This window comes from Marinomonas sp. G8-14 (assembly GCF_055808935.1).
The window spans coordinates 925,127-951,395 of record NZ_CM147891.1 but is presented as its reverse complement, the minus strand read 5'-3'; the positions used below and the strand labels follow the sequence as shown (position 1 = coordinate 951,395).

The following is a 26,269-nucleotide window of genomic DNA, read 5'->3' as shown; positions in this document are numbered from 1 at the left end:
ATAAGCTTATTTATGCGGGGCTATCTTAACCATCACCTTACGTTAGACAAACTCTTCTAGGAAATTCGCTAAGTATCGATAACCTCGCTGGGCCGTCTGTGGGTTATACTGGCTTCCATGGTCTGGATTGTTCGCACTTGGCAACATAAAAGAATGCATGGTGTTACTGAAGTCAATAAACTGAAAATCCATCCCCAAACTTGTCCAGTAACGTTTCGCTTCTTGAGCGTCGTCCCCTGTAACCAGCGGGTCTTGATGACCATTTAAAACTAAAATCTTTGTTTTCGTATTGGCCTTTTCTTCCGACTGAGCACGAAAGAAGCTCATCAACCCATGAAAACTCACCGCTCCAGCACTATTATGAAGATGCAACCCCGCTTCCAAAGCCAATCGACCACCTAGACAAAAGCCAATATGGACGATGGTCTTACCATGAATAGCATCACAAGCTGATTGTGTTAGCTCATTCAGCAACTCGTGTAATGGGTCAGCTTCTGCGACCAAGGCCCCCATTTTGGCACGCTTCTGCTCCATCTCTACTGGATTCAGATCTATACCGTACAAATCAAGCGCTGTTGCTGAAAACCCTAGTGACGCAATATGATCTGCAATACCTTTTTCAAAGTCACTTAGACCTGAAAACGTTGGCCAAATAACCACTTGAATATGACTCTTCTCCGAACTCAGTCCGTCAACTTGGTAATGCACACGCTTAATATTGTCTTTAAATATCGCTTCAAATGTCTGGTTCACTGGCAACCCCTTAAAGAATTTATAAATAACGTTTATTCAGTGTAACCAGCAAAATAGAGTCAAAGCAATCTTCATGCTTATTTTCACTACTTTCTGATACACTTTTCCTCACCGATTACCAACAATAATAAGCTCAACACTTCATGATAAGGATGAAACAATGACGCAAATAGCTTTAAGTAATCTCATTGGTAAACAAGTACTCGGCGTAGCGGGTACTTATGGCGCGAAAGAGAGCGAAATGGATGTTTATATTTGCGGTGTAAACATACTATCTGATACGGCATTGGAACTTTTCTTTCCTAATGGTCATCAGCTTAAAGCAGATCAAAAAATCACCGTACATTTAGATAATCGTACTGGTGTTTCTGAATATGATGCAGACTTAAAAGTTTACCGCTCCTCTTTTAAAGGTATAGTTTCATCCATAACAGGCCAAAAAGTACAACTAACCGCTATTGAGTACGAAGTGTACTATGGCGCTAGCATTGTTAAATCTTTCCGAACGAATGACTACGAGCATCCGAGCGACAACCGCCCTCCTGTCGATCTGCCATGCAGCCCCCTTACCGTTGCTCCCGAAATTGACGACAGCGAAAACGATAATAAAATTGGCGTTTTGATGACATATGCCAAACAGCAACCACATTCCACCGTGATGGCATTCTTATCCTCTGTTGACGATGATATTTTCTTTATTACCTTCCCGAGTACATTTAAGGCTAAGCTGTTAAGTCGTCACAATCAGTGTTACTTTGCTATCGATGGTCGTGCCACCTTTACTTTTGAAGAAGCCATCGAATGGAATTACAGCATCATCAAAAGTGATGTTTATGAAATACCTAAAAGCAATCCAGTTTTCCAACAAATCCAAGAACTCTTTATCCAGAAAAATCCTTGGGAAATGGGTTTCTTTAGTCACCCAGAAGTGACTATGTATCACCTAAAAGCCACAAAAGTTGTCTGTCCACAGCAAAAAGATTAACGATCAAGTGGACAAAACACACCTCAATTAAGGAAAAAATATGTTATCAGGAAGCTGTTTGTGTAATGGCGTGCAATACGAAATAAAAGGCGAATTGGGTGACATCATGCAGTGTCATTGTCAAAAATGTCGTAAAGCCAACGGCTCTGCGTTTGCCGCCAATGCAGCTATTCCAACAACCGCCTTCGCCTTGTTAAAAGGCAAAGAGCCTCCTAGCTGAATACGAATCTACGCCTGGTGTTTTCCGCGTCTTTTGCAAGCAATGTGCATCACCACTTTATAGTCGACGTTCACAAATGCCAGAGCTACTTCGCCTTCGTATCGGTACTCTTGATAGCAAAATACATAGCAAACCCTCTTCGCACATCTTTGTCGGCTCAAAAGCAGAATGGTATGAGATTTGCGATGATATTCCTCAGTATCAGGAACGCCCTACGGTGTAAGTCATGTATTTGTGATAAAAAAGGGGAAGTCGATCAATTCAACTTCCCCTTTTTTGTAGTGTGTGACAGTTAGTCGTCGTTGGAGTCATCCCAGAAATCATCATCACTGTCATCTGAGTCGCCGTAGTATGACTCATCGTCGTCAGCGTCATCGTAAAAATCATCATTCTCGTCGTACTCATCACTTAGAGAATAATGACCAGCCATGACTGACTCCGAAATAAAGATAGTACTTGGTAGTGTTATAGTTTGTGTAGTGTGTAGATACATCAGACAGCCCTCCATTTTCAGGCCAATCAAACAGGAATGTTAAGCTTAGCAGGGAATATCCAATTTGGTAAAAGCAAATAAAATAGATTATATATTCTTGCCATCTATAGTGGCTATTTGCCAAATTTACATCACCATAACGTAGCAAAAACACTCAACGCCCCCATTGGAGACTCCACCAAAAACGCACGATTTAGCTCTAACATCCTGTTTCATAAGTTCAATATTCTTTCTATATCAGCAAGGTAAAAATGCTCGAACTCATTGTGCATTTTATTGTCTTAGTTAATAACCATAAGACATGCCATAATTTACGCAAACCAAGTCCCTTTTAATGAGTGGCAAGAGAGTGATGTTATGATGAGTAAACCCTACAACAAACTGACACCAGAAGAAGCAAGAGTCATCCTTGATAAAGGCACAGAGCGCCCATTTACCGGCGAATACACAGACACAATGGAAGGTGGCCTATATCTTTGCCGTCAATGTGATGCGCCGCTTTATACGTCAGAACACAAATTCCTTTCTCACTGTGGCTGGCCCAGTTTTGACGACGAAATTCCCAATGCTGTTAAACGTGTACCAGACGCTGATGGCCGACGTATCGAAATCGTCTGCGCCAATTGTGAAGGCCATCTAGGCCATGTGTTTGAAGGAGAAAGACTAACTGAAAACAACATTCGCCACTGCGTGAACTCCATCTCAATGACCTTCGTAAGCCAAGGTTAGTACAATGTGTTAACGTGAACATCTATGACGTCTCACGTTAACACTCACAAAAAAAGAATATTAAAAAGGCTTTTAAGTTAAACTCTAGAGAAACGGATATTTTCATTAAATTACTCATAAAGTCTTATCATGCGTAAATTTTTTTCGCGTTCTTAGTATTATTATTGGTCGGTATTGGACTCAGTTTATTGCTTCCCAAACCGCAGCCCTCCTCGCAATACCTTAGCCAGCAAACAAATTACACAATAAGCCAGGACTCTCTCTTTGCACCGTTGCCCATGACAGAATTTTTACTTATCACTCCAACCCCCAATGACGTGGTTTTCACCCTACGTTTAGGTTTATACAGCCAGTTACAACAAGCCGTGAATGCGGCAGAGTCTATGGACCTATCTAGTAAAGCATTCATCGTAAAGGTCGTGGATAATAATAGAGAGTGGTATTTACTTTTATTTAATCAACACCCAACAGCGGAAAAAGCAGAGCAACAAAAACGAGTACTGGAGAACCAGAAGATATCCGCTACACTTATGCTATTGCCTAAAGATCTTAAGATGTCAAAGAGCTAACCGGAGCGTGATATGAACTATTTGCCACCACTAAGAAACCATCAACAGATGGTGCGTGTTGTCAAAGAAAAGGGCAATATGAATGCTGTCACGGCGCAGAGCTTCAAATTAGGCAACGCTTTTGGCGATCATCAAACGAGCCATTTCGACTCTTTATTTGGTAATGGTGGTGGTATCTCTCCAACAGAACAACAAATCCGCACCCTAGATGCGATGAATGTCACCAGTAGTTCATTACGTCGACCTAGCCAAACATCCAACGGAGGGCTACTTCCAACCCGTACTGAATCATCCCTTTTTCATAAACTAAACCCTTCAACTCGAGAGTATATGAGTGGCATGAGCGGAGGGCTAACTATGAGCAGAAGTGATGCTGCACCAGGCACGAAACTGAGAACACAATTATCTCCAAATGCTGATAGTAAAACTATTTATCCGAATCGGAACACCCTCCCCCATGCAATGCGCAAGCGAAGCGACCATAGGGAACCTATATCCTATGTTTCCGATCAGCACGCTATACCATCGCACCACATTGTGGCTGACAAACAACAACCCCATAATTCAACTATCCACTCGAATAACAAAGACATTAACTCATAATTAGAACCTTTGGCTGACATGGTGTTAATGTCATACCAACAGCATTTGGAACCATCCCATTTTGCCCAGTTGGAGATAACATTTTTGTGGCTGGCATTATCGATGTGAAGACTTTAACACTACCAAATAAGTGTCGCGTTGGGCCCATTATCAAACTTGAAACGACTCCCATCGCAATGCCGGCTTCATCGCCATTAGACATGGGCACCATTGTCATTAAATTATGATTGGGCATGGCCATAATAAAAATATTAGGAACATTGGGAATCGCCATCGTTGTCATAGAAATATTGGGATATGGAATCGGTACAACAGCGAGTCCCTACAATGGTTTTACACACGTCTGGAAAAGCAAAATTCATCGCTGGCATTTGTGTATTAGCAAACATAATCGCTCCCCTTACCCCATATTTATCCGTTCGGCATCAATACGAACATCTTTTTCAGCAGTTATCACCTGATGCTTTCCATGAACTCTCAATAGCCCTTTGGCAGATAAAGAGTACTGACTTACTTTTTGAAGTAGGTTCTCTGCCTGCTGAATCATAGTATTTGCCACAGACATGACATAGTTCTTACTCATCAATGCCATCTTGTCTAAAGAAATCAATTCTAGATTTTCAAAAGCCGTAAACTTTAGCTCAGGTGCCTGCCAGTGCATTTTTTTATCCGATGAAATCGTTAACGTTTCTATTTCATTTTTTCGAGACAGCAATTGAGTAATGTAATACTCCTCAGCCATCTCAACAAAACATACCGTATCACCCACACAAGGCTGGATCAGTAAACTAACGGCACAGGTAGCACAATAAACATCATCAATTATCCAAGAATTAGAAAGCTTATCAAAACGGGTAATTAATCCACCATAAGTCACCTGTATTTCTTTAGGAACAACGTCAGGCAGCGTCTTCGCGCTTAATTTTAAAACATGAGTCATGGTGTTACTCCAAATTTTGCAAGCTTGTCATCAATCGCTTTCTGATTAGCATCTGTGGTTAATAACTGGCTTTTATCTGCCCCCTGCCAACGACAGTCTTTTTCTATGACTTGATGAATCACGGTTCGTAATAAAGTCGAACGGCTAAAATTACATTTGTTAAGATCACTATAAGAGAAGTTGCTATAACTCAAATCTGTACCTGTAAAATCGACCTGATCAGCGGTTAGACTTTTCATCCAAGTTTGTGACATCGGGCAGGATACAAAGGTTGATTGACTTATTTCCGCTTGCTGAAAATTCGCATTACTTAAATCCGCTTTATCAAAAACACAGTTGTTGATTTTACTTTCGATAAACAACGCCTGCTGTAATTTTGACTGACTAAAATCAACATCGGTTAATACACATTTTGAAAAATTAGAACTATAAAGATCCGCTGCTGATAATTGCGTTCCAACAAATAGACTTTCGCTACAAGTGCAATATTTTAGGGTGATTTTTTTGAGGTCTTGACCGCTAAAGTCACACTCAAGCAACAAGGCTTGGGTGAAGCTGCAGCCATTCAGTTGCATGGTCTTAAAATCCGTTTTTAGCCAAACTATGTTATAAAAAACACAGCTTTCATAAACAGCGTGACTGGATTCCATTTCAGATAATGTCACGGTATCCCACTGACAAGATGTAAAGGTTGCACGGGTAAAAACACACTGATGCCATGTTGACGATTTAACACTAATATCCCGCCAGACACATTCACTGAAATCACACTCGCTAAGCGTTGCCATTTCACAAGCACTTTCCCATGACGACCCTTTAAAATCACACTGTATCAAGCTCGATTGATTCAGCTTACATTGGTTTATAAAAGACCGAGTGAAGTCACATTGCGTAAAAACAGCTCGAGTCAGATCGCAATGGTCAAAATGGCTGCCACTAAAATTGCAATTTAAAAATACCGCGCCCTCTAGCACACAACGATCAAACGTCACACCACTTAAATCAACCCCGATTATAGGTTGGCACATGGCGAGTTTTTCTTGAATGATTTGTAATTTATTCATTAGTCACCTAGTTAATCAATGGCATGGGGCTTTGTTTCATATCGTCAGTCAAACAGTCATCAAAAACAGCATCAGTCAGATCATTATTGAAAAATTCACCACCGCGTAAATCCACAGCAATAAACTGGCATTTTCGTAATGAACTGGCGTTAAAACACACCTCTTTTAGGTCACTGCTATCAAATTTAGCTAACGTCATAATGCAATTATGAAACAGAGCATTCTGATAGTGGCTACTCTCAAGTAGGGCTTCGCCAAAATCGCATTCAATAAATACAGAGCCGTTTCCTTTACTCTGGCTCATATCCAATCCACGAAAACCACATGTTTTCCAAAGACCATTAGAAAAATCAGCTTGCAGAAAATCTCCCTTATTACTGAACTGAACTTTTTCTGCTTTTATACCGGCGAAGTCAGCCCCTTCCGCCTTAGTTTCCAACATCATGCAACGCTCTAACGTTATGTTTTGCCAGTTAGCACCTTGCAATTCTGGCTGAAAGAAAATACAGTTTTTTAAACTGCCTTTTTGCCAATCACTCTGAGTTAACTTAGCTTCCATAAAAGTCCCTTTTTCACATTGAATACGATGCAAAACACTCGATTGCATATTGACGTTCACTGCTAATATATGATCTAGAATGGCATCGCTGAAGTCACAGTGATCAAATTCCGCTTTCGTAACATTTGAATGGCTTAAATTGCTATGGTTGAAGCGCGTTTCTTTTCCATAAGTAAGCGCCAAGTTTGCCTTAATCATTGAACAGTTTGTAAAAGTAGCTGAGTTTAATATCGCTGAGGTAAAAACCGCCCCATCAAGACGGCACCCAGCAAAGTTACAAGAGGTTAAATCTGTTTTTTCCAGCATCACATCGCGCAAGTCCAAACCAGAAAAGTCTAAACCAGATAAATCGGCGCCAGCCAAATCCCTACCCGCCAATGATACAGAGGAAGCCATTAGCACTATTACCCATTCCCGCATCTGTTGAGCGCCGTTTTCTGGTAATGGTTGAGCTAAAACAGTTACTTCGGGAGCATTTTGGCGAGCCTCTCTGGCATTTTTCGCAGCCGATTGTTCGGCCTGCCATACCTGTTTTTGTTGCTCGAAGGTGAGTGCGTTTTCGGGCGGTAGCGCAGTCATCCACTCTGGAGGCTGATAAGAAGTAAACGCCTCTAAATCCGTTGCCGTAACATACACCCTATTATTTACCCGAGCTTTCATGCTAGAACTGGATTCACACGCCTTATCCTGTTGTTTCGAGTATTTAGCTTGTAGCTGCTTTAACTCGGATAATTGTAATTCCATGTCAGCGTTTGCTTTTTTAGCTGCCATATTGGCGTACGCTATATAGGGTGACAAATCGATATCACCGCTTTCTAAAAGTTCCTGAGGGATAGGGCCAGGTTCGTCGACATCTGGTGGTGTTTTTTCTAATGAAGGAAGCTGAATATTTGGATTGTCGGCTTGTATTTTTGCCACCTGTAACTCAGTGATATGATCGATTTTTTGCTGATGTAAACGTTTTGCCTCAGCATGGATGTTGTCATAATGTTGCTGCTGATCTTTCGTTTTCATTGGCATTAGCTGCGACTCATTAAACACATGAGCAAGCGCTGTTTCTGGGTCCGTACGTAAGGTTATTACATCTTGATAATATTCAATCGTTCGCGGGGCATCATTCGCGCCTTCGCAGGCCAACATCAATTTTTTCACATCCAATCCATCGGAATCATTCACTTGAGTGACTCCACGGTAAATGCAGACTCCAAGCTCCAATTCAGGAAAAAACCACACCGTATCTATGGCGGTTGAAATTTCTTTAAACACGTCTACGCCTTTAACGTGCTGACAAATAAAGGCACGCACTTTAATGTTAGGAAGCCTACCTTCAGTCACGTGATAGTCGACGTTCATACCTTTAATCGAATAGGCGGTATCTGGCTGGAAAAAATCTTCTATTTGCTGATCCAATGGGGCACTGTTAAATAATTTAGGATTGGTGTCTTTGGGAAATCCAGAACGGTCGTTTTCAAGCCACTGCTTATTATAGCTACCCTGATAACGAGTCCGTTGCGGCCACTGAATACTTAAAGGACCAAAGCCGGCTACGCTACGAACCTCTTTATCCGCCTTTGGACTTTCTTTTTCTAAATAAATATTGGGCAAAGCATAGCTGTCTGTTTCTTTATTTTTATATTTTTTATTAATGACCCCTTTACCCAAAGGGTTCTGTTCATAACCCACTGCGCCATAAGCGTTCTGATAGATCAACGGCATATCTGTAAACTTTACCGGCGTACTGACGGAACTGAACAAACCTCCGCTCCAGTATCTATCACCGATTATCTTTAATGATTTTTTAACTTTACCCAGTGACACAGTCACGGTCATATTGGTGACTGGGATTTTATTTGGAGCAAACGCCCTACCAGCTATTAATAACTCACCATTTGGCTTCGCAAAACCCATATCGAGTAAATCACCATTTTCAAGGTATTTTATGATTCTAGGCCACTGGCTAATTTCAGTAAGCAAGGCGTTGTCTGCGCCAAGCTTAAAAAAACACAATGCTCCTACCGAAAATTGGTGTCCATTAAAACCATAGGTCTTACTAATGAGGCTTAACTTACCAGGCTTAATTATTTGCATAATTATAGTGTCATCGCCATTGTGACCATATTAGCTACTATGCCTTTTTGGGCGGCAGCAACTTCTTCTTGTTTCTGAATAATGGTACTACCAGTCGCTAACTGAATTTTTACGCCTGCATTATTGTCAACGGATATACATAATCCACCTCGAGTTGAAACCGATAAATCTAATCCCATTGTTGAGCTAATCGACGTATTTGCAGACAAGTTGGTTGAAATAGAACTGGATGAACCTATATTAGTGCTTACAGAATTACTCATAGACAGCCTTGTACTCACATCATTAGTGGCTCCAATAAAAGTACTGACTGAGTTGGATGTACCTATGGTCGTATTCGTAGAATTACTTAACGACAGCTTTGTACTGACATCATTAGTAGCTCCAATAAAGGTATTTACTGTATTGGATGCACCTATCGTCGTGCTTATAGAATTGCTAAGAGACAACTTTGTACTGACATCATTGGTAGCTCCGATGAATGTATTTACTGAATTAGAAGCACCTATATTAGTGCTTATAGAGTTTCCAACAGACAGCTTTGTACTAACATCATTCGTTGCCCCCACAAAAGTATTTACAGCATTGGTCGCCGCCACACTTGTTGTTAAGTTATTTCTTGCGCCAATAAACATGTCCGTTTGATTGGTTGCTCCTATCGTTTTACTGTTATTATCCGCATTCCCGGTAACGTTAGTATCACTGCTTGAATTGCCATTAACTGTCGTTTTACTGGTAGAATTCCCATTCGTCATCGATGAATTCGTGCTATTACCATTATGAGTATTGGTATTTTTACTATCACCCGTCTGCTCATTAATATTTTCAGAATCTCCATACATAATAGAATGAGAATAAGAGAGACTGGTGATGCTAGAAGGATCTGCTGTCGGTGGTTCGGCGCCCATTCCACTCAAATTAATGGTTTTACCAGTAATATGACTTCGGTTATAACTAGAACCATCTGGTAACGTATTGCAAATATCAATAATCTCCTGATTGGGAATTTTGCCTTTGATGAAGCTCAAGTTATTTTCATCCACCTTATCGGAGAAAGCCCCCTGATACGACACATTGACACTCTTATTAGATTTAGAAAAGCTTTGCCGCGCATTGTTATAACTGACGCTGTACTCCTGCTCACTATGACTCTCGCTAAAACGACTGCCCTGGGAAACACTGGCACCAGCCAAACCTTGTGCTCCTTTGCCCGTCGTTGAGTAACTAAAAGAACAGCCCATGTCGTAACTCACACCGCCAAAACTAGCCCCTAAGACAGTTGGGTTACTGTAGGCGGTTTGAACGATATTCATCGCCGTTTTTAAATCGGCCTTAGCCTCACTGCCAAAGCGTATACTCATGCTATCACCATAGCTGGTACTACAGCTGCTTCCCCAATTGGTATTAAAGGTCCAACTGTTATTGCGCCAAAAGGCAGGCTGAATGGTTTTCTCTCCGTGAGAAGACACGACCTGCTGAATCTGTGGGATTTCACTTTCATTATCGCCACGCCCCACCAGCACCATAGAATTTACGGCAGGAGCCGTCTGCGATGTACTAGACAGAGCCACCCAATGGCTAATATCTGTTCCCTCGTCCGTGGCAAACTGCACCAAACAACCTATTTGCTTCAGTTTCGTTACCGAATCTCCAGATGATGAGTCACCATACTGGACGGACGTAATTTCGGTTTGAAAGTTATTTTTCTCGAAAAAATAAGGGTTTTTAGGAACCGCACTTTTTAACACTTTAGCTAACACATTGCCTTGATGAGTGTCTTGTATTTCAAAAGGGGTAATAAAGGTTGCCTCAGAGGCTCTTTGAATCAGTGCCGTTTGACACCAATGTCGCTTCTAGCGTCCCAGAATAGGGCGTACTTTCCGTCACCTTATGGGTTATTTTTGTGACCACAAAGGTCTTATCATTAAACTGAATAGGCATCAAATTGTCAGCGGTAACAGGCAATTTCCCGTCTTCATCTTGTTCGGTTGTGTCTTTTGGATTTATCGCCATCTGGCTTAAGGTAAAGGTATATCCTGGGCTGAGCAGAGTTGAGGTACTTTCCCCCGTCAAGGTACCTTGTTGAGTCGCTACTTGTTGAGCAATCTGTCGATGTGTTTCTTCAGATTCGCGTTTATCGACGCCATAAGAATAATTCTGATAAAACAGATAATTCGCCTTTGTCGTGTCTGCTGTAGCAGGAAAACTATTAAAACTCGCCACTTCGTTAGTTTCCCAGTTGGCCTGCTGACGAGTTAACACTGTGCCAACCGTCTGCGGCACCATCTGTACTTGATAGGCTAAGTGACAGAATAAATCATTCTGCTGTAAACCAAGTGATTGTGCATCCGTATAGCTATAACGTAAAGCGAGAGCCCCTTTTTTACAGCCCGGAATGTAGACTTCATTAGGGACTCGTTGTCTGATTAGAAAAAACAAGCGTTAAACCGTTTTCACTATGAATAAAATAAAAATGCACAGCGGCTTTTTTCATGACTCGTTGCAACATAGCAAAATCCGTTTCACCAGCCTGCATCCAATCTTGCACTCTCGTCGCGGTTAAACCAGCGATTTTATAACGTACCGAAAAATGCTTGCCGTAGCGGGATAGCTCGGGGGTAATTAAGGCACCAATAATTTGTTCTAGATTCATTCCCTGATGAACAAAATAGCGATTGCGTAATGTTAAAGGAAACAAGGGAGACTGCATCACCAAGCTATACTCTCCTGGTGCACTTTGACTAACCGAAGATACAATGCCAGAAAAATATCGCGACGGCAGAGGGTCAACACTCGATGTTGCTTGAGCATCAAACATACCATCTCGCTCGCCCATAGCGTTTGGGTAAGATTCAAAACCAATCACTAACTGAAGTCCACTGCGCTAATAGATCTCCTCCAACACCCTGCACTAAAGAAAGTGATTGATTCGGGCTATAAGACGGTTTTGATAGATTGGCAAAAGAACGATTGGCATCTTTAGGGTTAATGGGCGGCTCATTTCGCTCATTGGCACGCAGACTGATGGTAAAACTAAAAGGCTGAGAAACCTGTTCCTGCCCCTCTACTGACACTACTCGAAAATAGTCACTATTGAGCCTCACCGCCAGAAGATTCAGCCACCACACTAAACGATAACGAGGTAGCAAACTGCCGACTGGGTTCTATCGCCATATAATCTAGGGGAAGTTTATTTTCTGTCATACCATCTTCGCTCAACTAATCCATCAAATAAAAAGACACCAACGATCATTTTGGTAACAATGATTTTTTATTCTTCGTCATTCATAATTAAAAGCAGGAATAGTGCCAGATAGTTAACCAGTTGATATTATTAGATTTAATTAAAATCAGCGCATGAAAGTGATTAAGACTGGGTCGGTAATCACCCATTTTCGGGTAGATTTCATACCCAACATTATGAGTTTTTCACAAAAAATAAACGTAAATTATTTTCTTTTAATCATTAAAAATTTGCAAAACGTTTTATAAATCAAATCATTAGTCAAAATATTTATGCCTTTAAATAAAAAAGGCTGTAATGGCATGACCTCTGCTATACATATGCTGGCTACGATTAGTAAACGAAAAGCAATGACTATAAGAAAGAATCCCACTACATCACGTGGGTTTTACTCATCAGAATTTATTTACAAAAGAGGAACCACTATGTCAGATAATATCGCATTCAAAATTCAGCTAGGCATTATGTTACCCAAGTTAAAAAGCACGATTCAAACAAACCTAACCAGCATTATTGAAGACCACATTAATCTAGTTAAAGAAGGCACATTAGAAGGAGAAGAAGCCCCATCGCTTGATGATGTAAAAGTCCTAGTCATGCAAAGCTTAGAAATCTTTCTGGATAACGTCGTACTACCCAGCATCGATGCAAAAATAAACCCAGCGGTGGTGGAAGAAGAGGTCACTATTGAAGAATCCGTAGAAGAAAGTGTTGTAGCCGCACCAGAGCCAGAGCCAGAACCTGAGTCAGAACACGCATAGCAATAAGGTATTCATTATCGATAGGGACAGCAAGCTATCCCTATCGTTTCTCCACCAAAAATAAAATGTAACCCGCTGTCTCGAATCAGCTAAGATGATGCAATAGATAATCTCTGGTGACTTCCAATTTAAAATCAGAGCCCATATCGGTGAACAAGGTTAATAATTCATCACGCCATTGCCGTTGAGTTTTATCCGGCCCAAAATAATACAAAAGCTCATTGTCGTAGGGTGCTGCCAGATAAATCGGTAAAGCCGAAAAGCCGATCTTTTCTAGCGCTTTTTGCGAGTGCAGATTGTTGTCATAGACCTTGGCATAGCAAGCTGTCATGCCTTTATGCAGATCGCCAAGTTTGAGCAAAATAGCCACTGCTCGCGGCCCAAAACCATAGCCTTGAAAATCCTCTCCAAGCCAATAATAAAAAAAGCCGATGCCGTTAAAAACCTCTAAGCAAACTGAACCAATAAAGCCCCACTCCTGATGAATGACCGCATAAAGGTAATGATTGTGGTAATGACGACAATTCTGTAACCAAGTTAACCAGTCATCATCATGACTAAAATTCGGTAGATTACATAAATCTGCTACGCTAGCAGCACCCTCACTTTGCTTGCAGTAAACCCAACGATAAGCATCTATATGGTAGGATTCCAATGGCGTTAACATGAGTCCTGCTGCACAATAATCCTGCCACGGAATAGAGCTTTGATTGGCTCGTTCAGCGTGATATTGCACCCAGCGATAACAGCTAAGCAATTCTGCATTTTGATATTGATTGAGCAAGGCACATTTAACGCTTTGCAGCGCTTGAAAAGACTTACCCGACTGAACGCAGGCTTCGGCATTCGCTACAATAATTTTGCTATACTGCTCATTACTTAAACAGTCAGCATCGAGATTTAACAGAGTGTTACTGATCTCATCAACCATCACCCAATCACAGAGCCGCTCAGCAAGATCTAGCATAAGAAGATAATCTGACACTGGATATTTTGCCGTGACGAAATGACGCTCAGATAGTTCAGTATTTGATAACGTGTTTTGGTATACATAATCCCTTAGCTGCAGCATCCAATAGAGCCTATCCTCAGCATAAATTGGCTGCCGATGAACATCACGCAGCGCTAATACCCAATTCTGCTGACTCGGTTTAGAGCAATGCTCTTCTTCAAGCTTCTCATGGGGCTCAATAGCATTAGACTCTATAACAGAGCTTTGTTTTTGCAGTGCAACCATGATTCCTCTGCCTCATCTGCGATTTGCCAAGATGACATTCAACTAACAAAGAGAGAGCTAGCAGGATCGATGCCAACATAGGAAGGACGCACTATGGCGCATTTTTACTGGCTTTTAGCGTAAAAAAGGGTACAAACAATGTGGAATTGGGTGATTACCTACCCTGTTACTGGGTGGTCTTTTACGGACTTCTAGCGCAGCAATAGTGATGCAGAAAACCAATTATACCAACGTTACATCGAACTAAACCCCGTCCGAGCAAACATGGTTGGCCACCCAGCAGTCTACAAAAGACCAAGCGACTACCCCCCACGTTCTTCAAAAGGAAGAAAGACTCATCGCTAACTTCTGGCATCGCACCCACTATATGTAGTGCTAGGCAAATACCATCAACAATCAAAAAACTACCAATCACTATTTAAAGGACATATCCGACCTGCAAGGTATTCTGGCGCTTGCATTAGCACGGCTTTCGCAGCTCGCTCACCTGCCTTGGTCACTTGTTGTTGTACTTGCTGTTTGTCAGATTTTCTTGACATCACCTTGCTCCTTTATTTACGCAGACTTTATTGTCACTTTAGAATTGGTTTAGATAAAACACTTATTAGATATTTAGGATCAGATGCTGAGGTATCCCCACGAATTTACTCATAAATAGGTTCCTTGTTCGAGCTGCTGAACGAGTTGCCTTATGCCGTCCTGCCATTCCTTTTTTGATATCTGGAAACGAGTCATAATGGCTCGTTTCCCAAGGTAAAAGTGTGACCGAACTCTTCGCTTACGTAGGGTATTCACTTGGAAGCGTTTTGCATAGCCTGCTAGCTCTATGACTTTACCGATTAAAACAAGCAGAAGCGCAGTGACAGTTGTAAGCAGGATTAAGTTGCTCAACCGTTCTATCTTTGATGTCAAACTCAACTCAAATCCTAGGCCGAATCGGCTGCTTTTCATATCGCGAAACCCTTCTTCAATTTGCATTCTCGTTTCATATGCTTTGACGCAACGCTTCGCAAAAAGACGGTTCACAGGAAGAGAGACACTAATAACCAAGGCTCTTTTGCACCTCTGGCTGCGGTAAGCGAAGATAAAGAAGCACGTCTTTTACCTTTTTGATTGATGGAGTGACGCCCTTTAGGTGGGCTCTTGTAAAGGACAAACTGATTGGTGATTGGGCTAGATTGACGATGTTTAAGCTCTAGATGCTTAGGTTTTTGATTAGCACTAGAGAACAAAGTGGATATGCAGCGCCAAGCTTGAAGCGAGTCATCATAGTACTTACGCGGCCTTCTGACTCGCCCGACATAATCCCAGCCCTGTTTCACAACTTCATCTAACCAAGGTGTCTTAAATCCAGCATCCGTTACAATGATGGGCTTTGCTTTACTTGGAAGCAGTGCTTTTAAAACGCTTAAAAATTGTCTATGTGTTTTAGGCTTTTCTTTTGTGAGCTTGTCATGCACTTCTTCATAAAGCGTAATGGATCGCCCCTCAAAAGCCATACTGGCACGAATTAGAAAGTGTTGTCCACGAGCATCTAAATCAGACCAATCCACGCTAATGATTGGACGCGTTTGAATTACAAAGAGTCGGCATATATAAGCGTAAATCGATAATGCTTCGCGGCGTAAATTCGGATTGGAGAGCAATCGGTCTGATCGTTTAATGCAGTGCTTTTCATACGCTTTTGATTGGATGCCTCGACCGATACTCGTCACGGTGCAAAGATTGCCTTGCGCTAAGCTGAGTACACAAGCCGATAACGCCTTGCGGCGAGTTTTATGCATGTTTGGGCTGACAATCGGAAGGATTTTGTTCAGAATAGTGGTCGCGTTCATGGCTCTCGTGTTTGGTTGTTTTTGGCGAAATTATTGATCACCAAGGGCCATGAACGTTCCCTTATTGCGTTAACTAATTGTTATTTATATCAAATTTGTGGGGATACCTCAGGATCAGATGAAAATCTATTTAGCTAATTAACCAAACAAAAACTCAACCCCAAACACCCTTATCTTTAAAAAAGCTCCCAAGCTCACACTTACGTAAAACCTTAAGAACGTCATTTAAATCTATTCCCACCCCACTTCTTACCCATCAAATATCTTCCACGGCTCTGTACATTGCGCTTTGAGCTAAACGGTATGTGACTTTCTCGTTGTAGTAGGTGCATTGTCTAAAGCTATCCGTTCCGCTGGCGTTGATGTTGATCCGCCCGCAAACCCAGGTACTGCCGTCGGCGTATGAGACACACCAGGGTTTCGGGTAAATGCATTATGCGTATGCATTCTATTTGTATCTCCAGTATGAGTCCAAGGCGTCTGCGTATAGGTATTTTTCTCATTATCATATGTTCTCGTACATGTTTCATGACGACGAGATACAGATAAACTTCGGTTCTGACTTCCGGCCGGTGTAAATTCCCGTCGTTGATTAAGCGTCTGAGTGATTTGTCTCACCTCAAACCGTTCCTTTTCTGGCGCTTTTTCTTTCTTGATGATTGGAGCACCACTGCCCCATGAGCCTTGTAGATTCATATTTTTTACCCTCAGTTGTTATATGCCACGTTGTACCGCCTATAAACATTCCCTGCACTGTTACTACCAAGTTTAAAGTGCGCATAGCACTGTCGCGGGACCAGCCAATAGTTGCGGTGCCTGTCCTTCTTGATATTGTGATATTGGGGTCAGATCAAGAAACTAAAGATAGCCCAGTACTCGTTTCACCATATGATGTATGGATGTTTGAGCACCTCTATCCTAGTAGAAATAGTTTTTGATCTGACACCACAATATCTTCGCTCTTTATTTCTAGTTAGACATTCTGGCCCGAAGTATGAGCTGCTTGAATTGCTTGCCCACCTGCCGACTCGCCCCGTACACTTGTTACGACTCCTGTCGTTACAGAGTAGTGATATGAATTATGTGTCCCTGGGTTCGGACCTGGTGTAAAATGTGATTCAGTGATACTGCCTGACCTGTGCCTTGTCATTTGGGCGACATCGCCATTAGGCCTAGTTTGTTGGTATCCGATATCAGCATCTTGGAGGTTCCTCCCTCCCCTGTTTACATTAGCTCGAAATGCTTGGACACCAACACGTGTAGGGTGTGAATTGGGTGCTAAATGATCATATGCACTCATATTAGACATTGACTGTTTCCTCTTAATCTCAATTAATATAAGTCAACTAAGGGGGTAGAGTAATACATCTACCATCCCCATCTGCTGCTTCCACCGAAATTTGGTAACGGATAAAAAATTGCAAGTTTGGGGTCAGTTCTGACGATATTTTGATATTTTTTAGACAGTTCAAAAAACGCCATTTTCATATCTAAAAACCTTCAATTATCAACAAAGCTTGAAATTTCTTGATCTGCAGCCAATTATTCATTTATTTAACTTTCCCAAGTGAGTTCCGTACACTGCTCGCACTCACATCCCCATGCGTGTTCGTATCAGTGTCTCCTGGCCTTCTGCTCCCTGTTGGGGTGTGCCAATCTGGGACCGCCTCATGGGAGTGGAGTCGATCAACATCCCGAGTATTTGCCACTGTGCGTGAGTTCGATACCACCATTGCTCTTCCATCAGTATACGTTGTTCTATCTTCATAGTGATTCGTTGTCGTTTCCCTACGCCCAACGGATACACCGCGTCGTCTAGTGCCACCCGCCACCTCTGGTTTTATAGTAAAGTCTCTTGAATATGCGAATCCTGTGGTGGTTGTCGCTGTAAGGTGGGTGGTTGTAGTTCCTGCCGCCACTTTTTCCCTACGGGCTGCGTTTTTCTCTTGACGTTGCTCTTGAGTCAGTTTTTTCGGCATATTTTCACCTCTTCGTCCTTTTAGGACATTTTGCTACAGATCATAAACTCCATTTTCATATTTAAAAAACCTTCAATTCTCAACAACACTTTGAAGTTTCTTGATCTGACCCTAATTTTCACTTTCATTAGTTTTGCAATAAGATTGCCAATTTAAGAATTCGGCATAAAAAAATAAAAATCTTTATTTTTCAATACACTAAAACCAAAACCGCTCTAACTTTATTCTCTTGGTTGGGTTGTTCTTTACCCAATTGGGTTGGATCAATTCCCTCCCTGTCCTTCAATGCCCATGATTTCAAACACGTTGATCTGACCACCTTTTAGTAGAAAAATTTCTCGATACAGTTCTGGTGCGCTGAGTTTTCCCCAGTCGCAGGCGGTGTAAATAAGGTAAGGCACCATGGAGTGTGGGTCGTCTTTGATTAGGAAGTCAGCCGCCCTGCGCAGAGATGCAAAAGCGTCATCACGGGTGAGCAGAACACCATTAGACCTTTCTCCATTACCTCCTTCTCCATCACCTCCGCTACCGTTATTATGGCCTGCGCCATTCTCAGACTCCCCATCGCCATTCATATCCGCACCATTATCTTCGCCTATTAGCTGACTACTAAAAGACACACCCCGACGAGTAAGCTCTTGATGTAAAGTGTCGTTTATTTGGTGCAAAACACCTTTGATATCACTAAAGCTTGGACTCGCATCACCACAACAGTCGTCTAACCATTTTTGTAGCCGCTCTAATGATTGCAATGCGTCCTCTAATTGGCTAATAAGAGCCAAAAAATACTCTGTATCGGTAGCGGCCAAACGTTGTTTAAAATCTTGGCTGGTTGGGCCTTTCCAAGGCGATTTGAGTTGATTTTGTTTTTTTAATTTTTCAAAATGTTGGGCATTTTCCCAATCATTCCAGCTCAATTCTTCGCCATCTAGATTCGTTTCAGTCATGGCTAAACTTTTGATAATGGGGGTGAGTTTGTCGTTAATCCAATTAAGAGGGTTGGTTCGAAACTCCAAGTCGCCATCTAGCATTTTTGGGTGCATGTCTGCCCAATAGATTTCGCACATTTGTTGTATTAATAAAGCCGCTGGGGCGATGCCTCCTATACCTTCTAAATGCAAATTCGCTTCAAACAGCCAAATACCTAGCTGTAAATCTTTGCTTTTTTCAGCCAAGGCATTAAGAGCAATATTTTTAACTTGCGACCAGTCGGCGGTTTTAAATTCATAGGTCCAAACCCCCATCGGCAAAGTCGGATCGTCGGCCTTACGGGCTTCTTTAATACTAGAATACACACCATTATGGCGTACCGACGCACCCACCCTTTCCTCTCCTATTGGCGCCATTAATTGGGTGAGCGTATAGCCCATGTGAAATTGCATGTAGGCATCGGGGGAATGGGTAGCCGCTTCGAATCTCATAATGGGTTCCTATTTTAATCCTGTCACTATTCAGTATTTGATCATTGGTTATTTAACTATTAATCATTTAACCCTGGCGCCTGAGTGGGAAAATGGCGCGGTAAAACAATGGCATGCTGCTCACCTTTGTCATCACTAACAAACGCTTGTACCAATAAGTTTGATCGACTGACATACGCGGGTTCTTCGAGATACACTCGCTCACCTTTTACCCCCACAGGGACGTAAAACGACAACATACTCTCATTGTCTAATTCGGCAGAATCGCTAGCGTATAACGTCAGCCACTCAAACAACCCCCATGGACCTCGGCTGACAAAACTTGCGGTTAATGCTTTTGCTGTCCCCAATTGGGTAGGATCAGAATGAATACCGGGTAAGCCAATGGGCAAATAGGCTGAGCCAGTCGCCCAGCGCAAATCCAATTGCATGCGACTGCCGGGTGACCAAATGATAGTGTTATTGCCATTAGGGAAAAGCGCCTGTGTTCGACCACTTTGTAAGACCCATTCAATAATCTGATTACTGCCTTCTGAAGCCTTTAATAAATCACCTTGGGCGTCAAAAGTGACCTGCATGTGAACTTGCCACTGTTTATTCTTGGCTTGCCAAGTTTGAGCGAAGAAATCATCGACCACATTCATCTGCTCGATAAATTCACGCCAAGACGCTGGAATACTGCCGTCTTTTTGGTTTTGTTTATCCAGATCCGCTAAGAGGTTTTCTGACTTTTCATGGTAGTCTTTGAGAAACGCCTGCAACGCTTTCGAGTTCAAATCCTGGTTACCGGCTTGGTGTATCTCAGCAAATGGATACCGACCAGCAACCTCTTGGTTGAAGCGTTCAGCTAAATATGTATAGCGTGCAACTAGGGCTTTTTTATCGGCACTGCTACAATGCAAACCAACCTGCTGCTCTATTTGTTCACGACGTTTAGCAAACCAACTTCCAGAACTGTGTGTTGCATCAAAATATTCACTCTGTGGGCATTGGCTATTGGAAATATCGGCCAGTTTTTGAGTGACCAGATCATTCAATAAGACAACCTGATTATTAGGCTCACCACGCTCAAAGCGCCCTAAATCTTGCAAAGTAGCCATCCATATTTGTACTTTAGGATCGCTTAACCCTGTATCACTGTTTTGCAAGTATTGCAATAATGGCTGAGCATAATTAAACGCAAAATAGCTCATTTTTTGCTGCTGATTGGTCAAATAAAGTTCAGCCTGCTTATCATCCTGAATGTTAAACATTGCCTGAGCAAAATCTGGCTTTTGCCATTGAGGAAAAGGCAAAGGCTGATAGAGTTGATAGTCACTCACCAGCCTGTCCAATTGAGTCAGCTGCTGCAAAATGAACTTCTGCACTTGTTGGTTAAGCCTTAAAACATTGCTGGTATCACCAAGTTGTTGAAGAAGTATCTGAATTTGTAACAGGAGGCTCTTGAACCTGCTTAAAACTATTCACGGCGTCTGCGACACTTCTTTCACGATAATCAATAAGATCATTGACTGGTTTTGGCGCTTTTATACGTTGGGCAGGTCGTATCATGGCTGCACTTAATAAGCGCTCTGTGACTTGTTGTAAACGCACATCCAAGGCACTGTTAAATAACGCAGTGTCTCCATGCTCATCAGTGAATTGTTGATAATTCACTAAAACATCGATCAGTTGTTGCAAAGGCGCTTGCTGCCATTGATCAACACCTTCTGATGAATCTATCACCGGAGGATAGCTGTCTTTTACAAACGACAGCTCTGTAATAGCCTCGACCTTTTCGGCTAATTTTTGCAGTTCAGGTGTTTTTATCAATAGCCCTTTGGGGCCAAACTCAAACAACGCCCCAAAAGGAGCAAAACTTAACTCGGCAAAGCTTTCTCGCACGATTTGATCACACGATTGTGGCGAAAAGCGCTCGGCTAATTGCTCTAATTGACGACTGTCAAAACCATGCACTACCAATTCCTGGCGTAATGTATTCATTTGTTCGGCAATGCGGCCACAAGGACTAGTGCTGTTCGAGTTTGCAAGCCAATCATTGCTTGTCTTGACGGTCCATTGCCTTAACTTTTTATAATCTTGGATGACCGTAGACGCAGGCAAACGCCGATCTCTCGCCATCCAAACAGTCTGGGCATTGAAGGCTTCTAGTGGTGCTAGGGGAATATTTTCAGCATGTTGCAATAAAGCAATTTGTAGCTCGCCTGTGAGCGTTTCTAAAAATTGCGTACTAAGCTGACGGCTTACTAAGGATTCGTCGTTACGCATCCAACTAGGACTGTACTCGGCTCGACGTACCGCCCCAACAATAAGGTCACTGGCAAAATTAATACTATTGGGTACCGGGTTGTCATACAGATAATTAAGTAACTTAGCTAATGCCGTACTTAACCCGCGATTATTTTTTAATGGACCTGCGAGCGTTTCAAATGATGCTTGCTCATTTTCAAATTCAATTAAATTTTGCTGGTAATCCTCTAGCTGTTGAGACAATGCCTGATAATTACCCACTGCCAAAGGGGTTTGTGTTGCCAACAGCAGAGCATCAGCTCTTTGCTTTAATCGGCACTCCAGAGCAATAAAAAGGTTTTTTTCGAGCAAATGCTGCGCTACCAATTGCTGTTTTTCTACCTCAATCATGTCCAACCAGGACAACGGCATAGATATCGTCAACAAACGCTCACCAACATCACTCAAACCTTGCATAAGCCTAAAAGTATCGGCGCCTTGAGCACTACAATCTACCAACATAGAATGAAGTTGTTTGAGTTTATCTTGACTAAAAGTATTAAATTGAACGACACGAGTAACATCGAACACAAACAGCAAAGACATTACCAATGCAGTAGCTAAAACCCCAATCTGAAATTGTCGCAACACTTTATTATTAGAAAATCGACGTTTTTCTAATATGGAGCTAAGGTGTTTTTCTGCAAAGATTTTTTGTTGAAAAACATCTTCAATAAAGGCCGTTTTATCGTCTAGCTGCCCACAAAAATAAATACCTCTAAGGGGTAAAGCCTCTTGTAAGCTGCTACGAACAAAAGTCGACGCCATCACTTTTGTAAGCGGCTGCTGCAAAGCTGAAAATTGGTGTATGTAGAGCATAAACCTGTCTATGTCGGCTATTTCTTCACCACCGGATGCCACTTGCAACTGAGTAATTTGTAAAGACGCCAATAATTGCGTAAACGCTTCGTGTATCCACTCGACATTAAATGCGGTTTCTAGGCGATACGGATTTGACCAACCGATCATCTGCTGTTTAACCTTTTCATCTTGTGCTTTCCAGAAAGCTGGAAAGCCTTCAATGCGATCACATTGCGTGATAAAGACATAAACAGGCAGCACAAAACCCGTCTTCTTTTGAGTTTTCCAAAGTTGTTGAAACAGCTGTTCGCCAAGCTCTTCTAATGCTGCAGGCGCATCTGGATGCAGTAGAGATTCTGCAGAAATACATAAAATAATCTTATCAAGGGCACGCTCTGGGCGATACCAATTGAGTTGCTCAAGGTTATCATCCAAGGTATCGATTGAAGATTCGATGACCACACCATGGTCAAAAAAATGCCACCCACTAGCCGCGGTTAATAAGCGCTTCTCTCTTGGTAACAATTGTGCTCGCTTACCTTGTTTAATAGATTGCACTAATTGGCTTTTACCGCTCTGTTCCTGACCAATTATAAGCGACCACTCTACTTGATAGCGCCATTCTCGTTGAGTTGTTAAATACTCTATCGCATTCACTGCGCGGCGTATTTGAGCCATACCAACGAGCTGGCGATAACTTTTCTTCTTATTTTTTGGTTTTTCTTTTCCTCTAAATTTTTTAATCAACCAGAGCACTGGCATACTAAAAAGATCAACCAGCCATGACATAAACCGAACCAAAGACTTGGTCAGTAACAGCAACCATTTAGAGCCTTTTTTAATCAACCATAATCCTACCCCAACGACTATGATCACTAATAAGATGAGGCCAATCATTTGCCAAAGAGGATCCTGCCAAATCGGTTTAAGCTGCTCAATCAAAGGGGATAATCGCGCCACAAGACTTTGATACAATCGCTCTACTTGCAGAGTAATACGATCAAATTTTGAAAGAGATTGCTCTATCCAACGTATCATTCCAGTTAGGTCAGTAGCCATTTTTCAAGCCCCTGATTCAATAACAACCACACCACTGCGCCTATTAAAAAATACAGGCTAATACTGTAAACAGTCCAACGATACCAATTCGATAATGGGGCGAGACGCTGCTCATATTGTGACGCCATGCAATGTTCATAAGCTTGAACATGGATATACTGAGCAGCTATAGGTTGATGTTGAGTGATAATTTTAAATAACTTATGGCGATAGACTTCTAATATGGGCTCTTTATCGCGATAACGCCCAGCAAAGCCGAGCCGCAGCGCAAGCAAATATACGGCACACAGCTGTACTTCAAGTTGATCATATTTGCCATGGGCTAAAAGAGTATTTAAATGCCTATAAAAGGTACCACCAGCTGAGCAACTATCATAAAAATGCTCCTCTAATAATACCCGCTGCCAATAATCTCGCCCTGTCCAATCTAATTCAATAATAAATAATTCATCAGCAAGGGCTACCATAGCAAAACAAGCTTGATCTAATAACACTTGCTGCCTTTCAGTCAATTTATCTCGCCAATACAAACGCTTATCACCCAGCCATTGGCTCAGGTGTAAACTAATGGCGGTCGCCATTTCTTCGTCATTAGGCATAGCCTGAAGTTTCAGGATTTTTTTTGCTTCTAAGGCCAACTGATCATGATTAATCCAACGCTTAACCATAGCAATCTGCTGATAAAACTGATTCATCAAATTAACAAGATTGAAGTCTGTTCTGGCCATCGTCATTCACCCTCTTTCATTTTCACATCATGAGGAAGATGCAAAACAATGCGCTTCGGTTGCATTGGCTTTAACTTACCATTGGTACAAGCCACCACTAAGGGTTGTCCGGACTTTATATACAAAGGGTCAACTGAAATATAAAATAATACGTGTCCAGGCAAAGCGGTAATACCTGTTGCCTCATCATATTCAGTTCGCTCAACACTGGCGCCTAAAAGGCGTTTTATAGAAAGCTCTTTGTGTATTTTTCCTGACGCAATTCGACAATCTGTCATCCATTGGACTAAATCGGACTGTGTTTGTTGTTGGCGGGGTTTTAACTCAATAAGTAACTTATTTCGGCTCCATGCTTTATCAAAAGCAATGGAAAATACGCCGTCTTGGCTTTCTTCAAAGACTAAACTTGAGTAACGTAAGTTCACTTCTTCCAGTCGCTGTTCGATATACTGAATAGCAAATGCCAACCCACTACCACAATCTAAATGTATATAAGGTGGTAATTTAGGAGGAATACGACTTGAATCCAACTCGCACATTGAACCAATCAACCGAGCTAATACTTGATACACCATCCAAGGGGAACTAACACCATTATCCACTATCAATTCCAGCTCCGCTAAATGCTGAACCATAGAGCGAATCCACAATCGATGTTGATCACTAACACGGCTCCCCAACAGTTCTTCGCCATTTTCAGAAAAACCAGCCAAGAGTCGTGCTTTTTTACGAATCATAAAAGCCATATTTTGTAAACGAAGTTGAAGGGGGAAGCGCTCCATTCGAGCTTCTTCATAGGCTATAAAATTGTCGGCTTCTATACGTAACATCGGTGGGCAATAGGATGTTACTTGGTATTGTGCACTATCAATTTTACTGATTTCCAAAAGAGGTAAAGCAACATATTGCTCTCGTACTCGATTGGCTACTTGCAATGACAGGATGGGCTGCAATCGTAAAACCTCAGTCTCCCCATCTCCTGTATTGTCGTCTTTCGCCAGTTCCCCGTCGACGACATTAAAACGCTGAATATCAGAGCTGCTACTTGCGCTACCAGATACGCGAATAGGTACGGTTAGCTGAATCTTTAATGCAACCTGATCGTCAAACTGCACGTCTTTTTTTAAATCAATCTGAATAGGAGCGTGCTCAGTGACGTCATAATTTATTTGAAGACCATCGGGCATAATAGCCCGTAGTTTTTTTAAATAAACCACGCCTTCTAATAACCTTGCCTCGTCAATAGCCATATTTATTATGCCCCAATGATAGGGAATATTTCGCATCAGGCTCTGCAATTGATTCTCCCAATAGATATGATTTTGCTGAAAATGTTGGGGAGATAACAACATTCCTTCATGCCAACAAACAGAAAGAGGCAAACTATCAAATTGGCTCATGGTTTATGTTCCTCAAGCAAATAATTTTGCCTGTTTAAAGTTATTTTCAGCACCTTATATTGAGTAAGGTCTGCTTGGTATTGACCATCTTGGTCAAGATAATTAGCGAAAAGATAAACAGAAACGGCATTAAAATAATTTTTTGGCAAAATCAAAACGTATTCTGCTGTGTATGGCACCACTTCCTGTTCACTGACAACTAACTTTTTCTGATAACGAAGTAATAATCTTTTTTTATTTATGAACCAATCTGGACCGCTTAACGCACTCAACACTTCCGCCGCCTTATCGTTAAAGACGAATACAATATCCAGTGCAACCGGTACATTATTATTACTGTCGACAGAAGACTGTATGTAGACAGACTCTAATAATGTCTTATCAAAATGATAGAAAGGCACAACTTTCGCCATGCCTTTATCAAGACTATTGCCAATGCTTGCAGCCGTCTCACAACCCGACAAAAAAAGTATTGATAACCAAAACACACCATAAAAGGCAATCTTCATGGT

Annotated in this window: 27 protein-coding genes and 1 pseudogene; 7 read left to right on the top strand and 21 right to left on the bottom strand. The window is 41.8% G+C overall.

Annotated features, from left to right (window positions below; translation table 11 throughout):
* Positions 1-42: 42 nt before the first annotated feature.
* Positions 43-753 (bottom strand): dienelactone hydrolase family protein, encoded by a 711-nt coding sequence (locus AC0L6V_RS04765; protein WP_409419448.1) that lies wholly within the window; start codon positions 751-753, stop codon positions 43-45.
* Between the two features lie 160 nt (positions 754-913).
* Here AC0L6V_RS04765 and AC0L6V_RS04760 point away from each other — a divergent pair, with 160 nt between their 5' ends.
* The 3 genes and pseudogenes from AC0L6V_RS04760 to AC0L6V_RS04750 all read left to right on the top strand — a co-directional run.
* Entirely contained in the window at positions 914-1,738 is an 825-nt protein-coding gene (locus AC0L6V_RS04760; protein ID WP_265217697.1) for a pyridoxamine 5'-phosphate oxidase family protein, read from the top strand.
* Between the two features lie 40 nt (positions 1,739-1,778).
* A complete protein-coding gene (locus tag AC0L6V_RS04755; protein ID WP_265217696.1) occupies positions 1,779-1,958 on the top strand; it encodes a GFA family protein in 180 nt (59 codons plus the stop codon).
* A gap of 61 nt (positions 1,959-2,019) precedes the next feature.
* Positions 2,020-2,181 (top strand): annotated as a pseudogene (locus AC0L6V_RS04750) (GFA family protein); the annotation flags it as partial.
* A gap of 69 nt (positions 2,182-2,250) precedes the next feature.
* On the opposite strand, the gene AC0L6V_RS04745 reads toward AC0L6V_RS04750, so the two are convergent.
* A complete protein-coding gene (locus AC0L6V_RS04745) occupies positions 2,251-2,388 on the bottom strand; it encodes a hypothetical protein (protein ID WP_162623506.1) in 138 nt (45 codons plus the stop codon).
* A 420-nt stretch (positions 2,389-2,808) separates the two neighbouring features.
* Between AC0L6V_RS04745 and AC0L6V_RS04740 the strand changes: the two genes are divergently transcribed.
* The 3 genes from AC0L6V_RS04740 (at position 2,809) to AC0L6V_RS04730 (ending at position 4,352) form a co-directional block, all read left to right on the top strand.
* Positions 2,809-3,180: a methionine-R-sulfoxide reductase gene (locus tag AC0L6V_RS04740; RefSeq protein ID WP_265217695.1), complete on the top strand. Its 372-nt coding sequence runs from the start codon at positions 2,809-2,811 to the stop codon at positions 3,178-3,180.
* A gap of 278 nt (positions 3,181-3,458) precedes the next feature.
* A complete protein-coding gene (locus AC0L6V_RS04735) occupies positions 3,459-3,749 on the top strand; it encodes a hypothetical protein (protein WP_418138809.1) in 291 nt (96 codons plus the stop codon).
* Positions 3,750-3,761: 12 nt separating this feature from the next.
* Positions 3,762-4,352, top strand: a complete 591-nt coding sequence (locus AC0L6V_RS04730) for a hypothetical protein (RefSeq protein ID WP_265217693.1) — start codon at positions 3,762-3,764, stop codon at positions 4,350-4,352.
* Here AC0L6V_RS04730 and AC0L6V_RS04725 read toward each other — a convergent pair.
* From AC0L6V_RS04725 to AC0L6V_RS04690, 8 genes are all read right to left on the bottom strand, one after another.
* Positions 4,342-4,626, bottom strand: coding sequence for a PAAR-like domain-containing protein (locus AC0L6V_RS04725; RefSeq protein ID WP_418138808.1), 285 nt, complete (start codon positions 4,624-4,626; stop codon positions 4,342-4,344). The genes AC0L6V_RS04730 and AC0L6V_RS04725 overlap by 11 nt on opposite strands.
* A 126-nt stretch (positions 4,627-4,752) precedes the next feature.
* Positions 4,753-5,292, bottom strand: a complete 540-nt coding sequence (locus tag AC0L6V_RS04720; RefSeq protein ID WP_265217691.1) for a DUF3540 domain-containing protein — start codon at positions 5,290-5,292, stop codon at positions 4,753-4,755.
* Positions 5,289-6,356, bottom strand: coding sequence for a pentapeptide repeat-containing protein (locus AC0L6V_RS04715; RefSeq protein WP_265217690.1), 1,068 nt, complete (start codon positions 6,354-6,356; stop codon positions 5,289-5,291). The genes AC0L6V_RS04720 and AC0L6V_RS04715 overlap by 4 nt, the downstream gene beginning before the upstream one ends.
* A gap of 7 nt (positions 6,357-6,363) precedes the next feature.
* Positions 6,364-9,003 (bottom strand): DUF2169 family type VI secretion system accessory protein, encoded by a 2,640-nt coding sequence (locus AC0L6V_RS04710; protein WP_409419446.1) that lies wholly within the window; start codon positions 9,001-9,003, stop codon positions 6,364-6,366.
* Positions 9,004-9,005: 2 nt separating this feature from the next.
* A complete protein-coding gene (locus AC0L6V_RS04705; protein ID WP_418138807.1) occupies positions 9,006-10,763 on the bottom strand; it encodes a serine-rich family protein in 1,758 nt (585 codons plus the stop codon).
* A 49-nt stretch (positions 10,764-10,812) separates the two neighbouring features.
* Positions 10,813-11,442: a hypothetical protein gene (locus tag AC0L6V_RS04700; RefSeq protein WP_418138806.1), complete on the bottom strand. Its 630-nt coding sequence runs from the start codon at positions 11,440-11,442 to the stop codon at positions 10,813-10,815.
* Complete coding sequence (locus AC0L6V_RS04695; protein ID WP_418138805.1) at positions 11,411-11,869, bottom strand: contractile injection system protein, VgrG/Pvc8 family; 459 nt, start codon at positions 11,867-11,869, stop codon at positions 11,411-11,413. Before AC0L6V_RS04695 ends, AC0L6V_RS04700 begins: the two co-directional genes overlap by 32 nt.
* A complete protein-coding gene (locus AC0L6V_RS04690) occupies positions 11,856-12,107 on the bottom strand; it encodes a hypothetical protein (RefSeq protein ID WP_418138804.1) in 252 nt (83 codons plus the stop codon). The genes AC0L6V_RS04695 and AC0L6V_RS04690 overlap by 14 nt, the downstream gene beginning before the upstream one ends.
* Before the next feature lie 565 nt (positions 12,108-12,672).
* Here AC0L6V_RS04690 and AC0L6V_RS04685 point away from each other — a divergent pair.
* Positions 12,673-13,008: a hypothetical protein gene (locus AC0L6V_RS04685; protein WP_265217683.1), complete on the top strand. Its 336-nt coding sequence runs from the start codon at positions 12,673-12,675 to the stop codon at positions 13,006-13,008.
* Between the two features lie 85 nt (positions 13,009-13,093).
* Here the strand turns inward: AC0L6V_RS04685 and AC0L6V_RS04680 are convergent, their stop codons facing one another.
* The 11 genes from AC0L6V_RS04680 to AC0L6V_RS04630 all read right to left on the bottom strand — a co-directional run bounded on the left by AC0L6V_RS04680 (position 13,094) and on the right by AC0L6V_RS04630 (position 26,266).
* The gene (locus AC0L6V_RS04680; protein WP_409419444.1) at positions 13,094-14,245 is read right to left on the bottom strand and encodes a GNAT family N-acetyltransferase; all 1,152 of its coding nucleotides are present in this window, start codon (positions 14,243-14,245) and stop codon (positions 13,094-13,096) included.
* Positions 14,246-14,649: 404 nt separating this feature from the next.
* Positions 14,650-14,784, bottom strand: a complete 135-nt coding sequence (locus tag AC0L6V_RS04675) for a hypothetical protein (RefSeq protein WP_265217681.1) — start codon at positions 14,782-14,784, stop codon at positions 14,650-14,652.
* 109 nt (positions 14,785-14,893) lie between these two features.
* Positions 14,894-15,223: a hypothetical protein gene (locus tag AC0L6V_RS04670; protein ID WP_409419443.1), complete on the bottom strand. Its 330-nt coding sequence runs from the start codon at positions 15,221-15,223 to the stop codon at positions 14,894-14,896.
* Positions 15,224-15,267: 44 nt separating this feature from the next.
* Complete coding sequence (locus tag AC0L6V_RS04665; RefSeq protein ID WP_409419442.1) at positions 15,268-16,080, bottom strand: IS4 family transposase; 813 nt, start codon at positions 16,078-16,080, stop codon at positions 15,268-15,270.
* Positions 16,081-17,630: 1,550 nt separating this feature from the next.
* On the bottom strand, positions 17,631-18,059 hold the full coding sequence (locus AC0L6V_RS04660) for a hypothetical protein (RefSeq protein WP_265217679.1): 429 nt from the start codon (positions 18,057-18,059) through the stop codon (positions 17,631-17,633).
* A gap of 263 nt (positions 18,060-18,322) precedes the next feature.
* Positions 18,323-19,480: a type VI secretion system protein TssA gene (gene tssA, locus AC0L6V_RS04655; protein WP_409419441.1), complete on the bottom strand. Its 1,158-nt coding sequence runs from the start codon at positions 19,478-19,480 to the stop codon at positions 18,323-18,325.
* 59 nt (positions 19,481-19,539) lie between these two features.
* A complete protein-coding gene (locus AC0L6V_RS04650) occupies positions 19,540-20,847 on the bottom strand; it encodes a hypothetical protein (RefSeq protein ID WP_418138803.1) in 1,308 nt (435 codons plus the stop codon).
* Between the two features lie 31 nt (positions 20,848-20,878).
* Positions 20,879-23,629 (bottom strand): type VI secretion system protein, encoded by a 2,751-nt coding sequence (locus AC0L6V_RS04645; RefSeq protein WP_418138802.1) that lies wholly within the window; start codon positions 23,627-23,629, stop codon positions 20,879-20,881.
* Complete coding sequence (locus AC0L6V_RS04640) at positions 23,614-24,363, bottom strand: DotU family type IV/VI secretion system protein (protein ID WP_409419439.1); 750 nt, start codon at positions 24,361-24,363, stop codon at positions 23,614-23,616. Before AC0L6V_RS04640 ends, AC0L6V_RS04645 begins: the two co-directional genes overlap by 16 nt.
* Entirely contained in the window at positions 24,360-25,757 is a 1,398-nt protein-coding gene (tssK, locus tag AC0L6V_RS04635; RefSeq protein ID WP_265217667.1) for a type VI secretion system baseplate subunit TssK, read from the bottom strand. Before tssK ends, AC0L6V_RS04640 begins: the two co-directional genes overlap by 4 nt.
* Positions 25,754-26,266 carry a hypothetical protein gene (locus AC0L6V_RS04630; RefSeq protein WP_162623509.1) on the bottom strand — a complete coding sequence of 171 codons (513 nt, stop codon included), beginning with the start codon at positions 26,264-26,266 and terminating at the stop codon, positions 25,754-25,756. The genes tssK and AC0L6V_RS04630 overlap by 4 nt, the downstream gene beginning before the upstream one ends.
* Between the last annotated feature and the right edge of the window lie 3 nt (positions 26,267-26,269).

What these genes read in the sequence shown, in the direction of transcription:
- AC0L6V_RS04760 (WP_265217697.1), top strand. Translation starts at nt 914, where the DNA reads ATGACGCAAATAGCTTTAAGTAATCTCATTGGTAAACAAGTACTCGGC.
- AC0L6V_RS04755 (WP_265217696.1), top strand. Translation starts at nt 1,779, where the DNA reads ATGTTATCAGGAAGCTGTTTGTGTAATGGCGTGCAATACGAAATAAAA.
- AC0L6V_RS04745 (WP_162623506.1), bottom strand. Translation starts at nt 2,388, where the DNA reads ATGGCTGGTCATTATTCTCTAAGTGATGAGTACGACGAGAATGATGAT.
- AC0L6V_RS04740 (WP_265217695.1), top strand. Translation starts at nt 2,809, where the DNA reads ATGATGAGTAAACCCTACAACAAACTGACACCAGAAGAAGCAAGAGTC.
- AC0L6V_RS04735 (WP_418138809.1), top strand. Translation starts at nt 3,459, where the DNA reads ATGACAGAATTTTTACTTATCACTCCAACCCCCAATGACGTGGTTTTC.
- AC0L6V_RS04730 (WP_265217693.1), top strand. Translation starts at nt 3,762, where the DNA reads ATGAACTATTTGCCACCACTAAGAAACCATCAACAGATGGTGCGTGTT.
- AC0L6V_RS04725 (WP_418138808.1), bottom strand. Translation starts at nt 4,626, where the DNA reads ATGGCGATTCCCAATGTTCCTAATATTTTTATTATGGCCATGCCCAAT.
- AC0L6V_RS04720 (WP_265217691.1), bottom strand. Translation starts at nt 5,292, where the DNA reads ATGACTCATGTTTTAAAATTAAGCGCGAAGACGCTGCCTGACGTTGTT.
- AC0L6V_RS04715 (WP_265217690.1), bottom strand. Translation starts at nt 6,356, where the DNA reads ATGAATAAATTACAAATCATTCAAGAAAAACTCGCCATGTGCCAACCT.
- AC0L6V_RS04710 (WP_409419446.1), bottom strand. Translation starts at nt 9,003, where the DNA reads ATGCAAATAATTAAGCCTGGTAAGTTAAGCCTCATTAGTAAGACCTAT.
- AC0L6V_RS04685 (WP_265217683.1), top strand. Translation starts at nt 12,673, where the DNA reads ATGTCAGATAATATCGCATTCAAAATTCAGCTAGGCATTATGTTACCC.
- AC0L6V_RS04680 (WP_409419444.1), bottom strand. Translation starts at nt 14,245, where the DNA reads ATGGTTGCACTGCAAAAACAAAGCTCTGTTATAGAGTCTAATGCTATT.
- AC0L6V_RS04675 (WP_265217681.1), bottom strand. Translation starts at nt 14,784, where the DNA reads ATGTCAAGAAAATCTGACAAACAGCAAGTACAACAACAAGTGACCAAG.
- AC0L6V_RS04670 (WP_409419443.1), bottom strand. Translation starts at nt 15,223, where the DNA reads ATGCAAATTGAAGAAGGGTTTCGCGATATGAAAAGCAGCCGATTCGGC.
- AC0L6V_RS04665 (WP_409419442.1), bottom strand. Translation starts at nt 16,080, where the DNA reads ATGAACGCGACCACTATTCTGAACAAAATCCTTCCGATTGTCAGCCCA.
- AC0L6V_RS04660 (WP_265217679.1), bottom strand. Translation starts at nt 18,059, where the DNA reads ATGCCGAAAAAACTGACTCAAGAGCAACGTCAAGAGAAAAACGCAGCC.
- tssA (WP_409419441.1), bottom strand. Translation starts at nt 19,480, where the DNA reads ATGAGATTCGAAGCGGCTACCCATTCCCCCGATGCCTACATGCAATTT.
- AC0L6V_RS04645 (WP_418138802.1), bottom strand. Translation starts at nt 23,629, where the DNA reads ATGGCTACTGACCTAACTGGAATGATACGTTGGATAGAGCAATCTCTT.
- AC0L6V_RS04640 (WP_409419439.1), bottom strand. Translation starts at nt 24,363, where the DNA reads ATGACGATGGCCAGAACAGACTTCAATCTTGTTAATTTGATGAATCAG.
- tssK (WP_265217667.1), bottom strand. Translation starts at nt 25,757, where the DNA reads ATGAGCCAATTTGATAGTTTGCCTCTTTCTGTTTGTTGGCATGAAGGA.
- AC0L6V_RS04630 (WP_162623509.1), bottom strand. Translation starts at nt 26,266, where the DNA reads ATGAAGATTGCCTTTTATGGTGTGTTTTGGTTATCAATACTTTTTTTG.